Below are 4402 nucleotides of genomic sequence, written 5' to 3' on the forward strand. Positions count from 1 at the left end.
ACTCCGCCATGGCGATGATGATCATGGCACCGAACCCCAACAATACAGGGATACCGGCATATAGTTTCCAGTACAGGCCCACAAAAGGTGGCACTCTTGGAACCGGCAACTATACCGCCCCTGCACCGGCTCCGGGAGGATTCCCGCATTACCTCAGGTTGGTACGCTCTGGCAATACCTTAACGGCCTATGTGTCCGAGACCAATGGAAGTTGGGTTCAGGTCGGAAGTACTTCCATACCTATGGGACAGAGCATCTTTGTAGGTCTGGCTACAACATCGCATAACGATGGCGTACTTGCCAGTGCAGTATACGAAAACGTTCAGGTCATTGGCAACGTAGAGGAAAATGAAGGCTTTGCCATAAGAATAAACGCGGGTGGACCTGAATTGACCTTTGAAGGAAATGTATACGCTGCGGATCAAAACTTTACTGGTGGCAAGGTATATACAAACCCAAGTGCAACGGTGCCAACATTGTACCAGACCGAACGTAGTGCTCTACCGCCTACCTTTGGTTATGATATACCACTGGAAAACGGTGAATACAATGTAATCCTGCATTTCGCCGAGATCTATTGGGGTGCAACTGGAGGCGGTGCAACGGGTACAGGAAAACGTGTCTTTGATGTTGTGATGGAAGATACAACGGTATTGAATAATTATGATATCAATGCAGAAGTTGGACCACAGACTATGGTAACCGAAACTTTTGCTGTCACCATTGTAGATGGAGTCTTAAATATGACCTTCGATGCAAGTGACGGCGTGAATCAACCCAAACTATCCGCAATAGAAATTTTAGCGGTATCAGGATTGGCTCCATTAGGTCCTTTGACTCTAGAAGATTCCGATGGGAATATTCCATCAACACAGGTTGCAGGTGCATCTAACAAATTTAGCATTACACCTAACCCTACATCAGTTGAAACATCCTTAAGTTTTGAACTGCCAACTACCATAGAAATTATACATATCTATGATTTGTCCGGTAAGATCGTACAAATAATTAATGGAGGCATTATCGATGATAATGGCAGACCATTGAATGTACAGGAATTACCAGTTGGCGTTTATATTGTGAAAGCCAAGGACGAAGATGGCACGGAATATCAACAAAAATTGCTAATAACCGGCAATTAAGTTACAACTTGAGTATTTTAAAAAGGCCGGCTGCAAAAATGCAGTCGGCCTTTTTGTTTTATGTAATTCAATCAAAAAAAATTGAAAGATTTTATTAAAACACCATTGGTTTAGTACGGAAATAAACAAAAATATTTCATGAAAAAATATACCTGAAAATTGCAGATACAAAGCTGGAGTGTGTAGGTCCGGTTAAAGTGAAATCTTCAAAACCAGCCTTCCATTTATCTTTCCACATCTCTCAATTTCCAAATTCATGATAGATAATGGAATAGTAATTATTTTACTCCGTTTAGAAACCTGAAACTGCCCCCTATTATTTCAGGGCACAATTTATCATCCAATTTTATATCATCGCAAACGGTAAAACGACCGAATAGTGCATTCCATTCTCGTTCTCTAAGTTCATGATGTATGCGACCCCATCACGAAGGTTTATTATAAAGTTCCCTGGTTTTGCTTTTATCATCAAGGTCCATACTAGGGTGAATTCTTGGGTTTCCTGTCAAAGGGCTGTCAGGTGCGGCATCGTAGGCTATAAAAACATCCTTACCTTTAAACTTAGCATATTGTAATCCGTCTCGGTAGGAGGCTGAAACATTAATTTTCTTATCGGCATAAGTCTGGCAGATCTTGATTTCAGATCCTGAGAAGTCTGCAAAAAAATTAAGTGCTTCTTGGCAATTTCCGTCAAATGCTAAAGATCCTTATGTTTTAATTATGATGTCCATTAAAATTTATTTCAATTTACATCACCATCCTTGCTCCGATCAATTATATGGAGATAAACTTGAAACAAAGGAATATTAGTTGGCTGACGATTATCGGCCTTAAAACACGGAATATATCCTTGACCAATCAATAACCGGGAAGTTGCCTATTGCTATCCAGCTAGGCATGAAGTTTATATAATTATAGGTCACTCTTCTCTTTGTAGAACTTGGATATAGAGTATCAAATACTATTTACCAACAATCTCCTCTATTTTATTGAGCAGGTCAACTGGGTCAAAAGGTTTAAAAATAAATCCGTCCATGCCACTTTCAAGCATTTTCTCTTTCACCTCTTGAAACACTGATGCCGATAAGGCAAGAATAGGCACCGTGCTGTTAAATTTTCTGATTTCCCTGGAAGCGGTATATCCATCCATTACAGGCATCTGAATATCCATTAAAAGGGCATCATAATTATTTTCACGCACTTTATTTACAGCAATAAGTCCATCATAAGCCACATCTACAACTAAATTGGCCTTCTCCAATATCTGCCTCCCGACCATTACATTGATTTGATTATCTTCTACCAACAATACTTTTTTGCCCTTTAGATCGTGTACCTTTTTTTGTGTAATTTGATATAATTCTTTACTAGAGGCCAACTTCAGTTCAATATTGAAATAAAAGCGACTTCCGACTTCCATTTCACTTTCAACCTGTACCGTGGAACCCATGGTTTCAACAATACTTTTTACAATTGGCAGGCCAAGTCCGGTTCCGCCATATAAGCGATTTGTACTGCTGGAGGCCTGGGTAAATGCCTGCCATATTTTTTCTTGTTGATCTTCAGCAATACCAATTCCTGTATCTATGATTTCCGTACGGATGATCACGTTGCCATCAGTTTCGTCCTGCTTTGCAATCTTCAAGGTCACACTCCCTTTGTCTGTAAACTTAATGGCGTTGGTCACAAGATTATTGATTACCTGATTGAAACGGACAATATCCAACCAAACAATAGGAAGTTCTTCATCAATTTCAAGTTCCATGGTAATTCCCTTACGCAAACAACTGGGCTCGTGAATCTTTTTAATCTGTCTCACAGCCGCCATAATGTCTGTGGGAATGGGATCAAGTTCAATTTTTGTAGATTCCATCTTACTGAAATCCAATACATTGTTCAGCAAATTCAGCAGTATTTTTCCCGAGTAGTTCAAAGCATCTATATTCTGCTTTTGATCCTCTCGTGGATTGGAATCACCTAATATATGTGAGAGACCGGTGATGGCATTTAGGGGAGTCCTTATTTCATGGCTCATCATACTTAAAAACCTAGACTTGGCATTTGATGCCTCAATGGCGACTTCCCGTTGATTGTGTATTTTGGAATAAAATTGAGCGTTTATAAAAGAGAAATAGATTAATTGATATGTTACCAAAAAAATGGTAGTAACAATGGAAATCGGATAAATATACTTTCCTGCCTGTACGGCATCCATATGTGTATCGGTAAAGAGGTTAAAATCCGTAAAATATAACAGAAACCAAAATATCATTGACAGGCCTGAAAAAATACCGATGAAGAGTTTTTCCCGTCTAAAAGAAAACAATACAAAGGGTAATGCCATGGCAAACATTAATATAAATTCTACGCTACCGGCCTTTCCTATAAATGAGGCAGTTAAGGTAACACTTAAATTGAAGGCTACCATATAGATAAATCGGGCAACAGTGAGGTTTCCCTTTTTGGAGATAATAGCGGAAAGGATAAAAAATGGTGCCGTTACCCCTATGTAATTGCTCAATTCCTGCATATCCAACATTCTGGCAAGAAAAAACCAAATTATGGTTATAACAGTAGTCACTAATGAAAGGGTAAATACAAGTTTTACTCTTCTTTTAGAAAATTCGGACATAGTGGGGCTGGATTAATTTGCGGTAAATATAGGAAAATTCGACCCTCCATACCTCCCCGAAAATAAAAAAAGCCTTGAAAACGCAATGTTTATAAGGCTTTTAGCGGTCCGGACTGGGCTCAAAAACTCACCCCCTAGGGTGAAAGTTTATTAAAGTGAGTATTATTATTTCTTCCCTTTTACTTATAATATCTGAAGGTCAATGGCCAAGGTAAGTTTGATACTCGACACAGATAATAAACGTGTTCCTAGGCCATAATTCTTTGCGTACAACAGAAATTTATTTGAAAAGTTTTACCAACCATGTTTTGGAAAAGGCCAATGAGCTTGTTGTTTCATGGATCAACCTTCCTTCTACCACCCCTCATTAGTATTGATAAATTGCATCCAGTTCTTATAATAATTTTCCACAAATGAAGAAGCAAGAAATCCAACTAAAAAAACATTCCGCTAGGAAAAAATTTCTTAAACCCGAAAAACGGCACCTATTAACCTGAGTTCGATCTAAGCTTTTAATAAAATAATGTCAATTGTGAGGTGTTTTCTGTTTCAAATTTGATTCCCGGTTTTTTTTCTTGAAAGGAGTAGGCGATAAGGCTGGCCACCAAGTTGGTAATGAAGTTTCCAA

At 38.7% G+C, this 4402-nt stretch carries 2 protein-coding genes; one reads left to right on the forward strand and one right to left on the reverse strand.

Features of this window, described 5'->3' with window-relative positions; translation table 11 throughout:
• On the forward strand, positions 1-1142 hold a 1142-nt coding region (locus tag MWU78_RS22110; RefSeq protein WP_247001969.1), incomplete at its 5' end, for a malectin domain-containing carbohydrate-binding protein.
• Positions 1143-2103: 961 nt separating this feature from the next.
• Here the strand turns inward: MWU78_RS22110 and MWU78_RS22115 are convergent.
• On the reverse strand, positions 2104-3774 hold the full coding sequence (locus MWU78_RS22115) for a response regulator (RefSeq protein WP_247001971.1): 1671 nt from the start codon (positions 3772-3774) through the stop codon (positions 2104-2106).
• Positions 3775-4402: the final 628 nt, after the last annotated feature.

The sequence above is a fragment of the Arenibacter sp. F26102 genome (genome assembly GCF_023015865.1).
Lineage (GTDB): Bacteria > Bacteroidota > Bacteroidia > Flavobacteriales > Flavobacteriaceae > Arenibacter.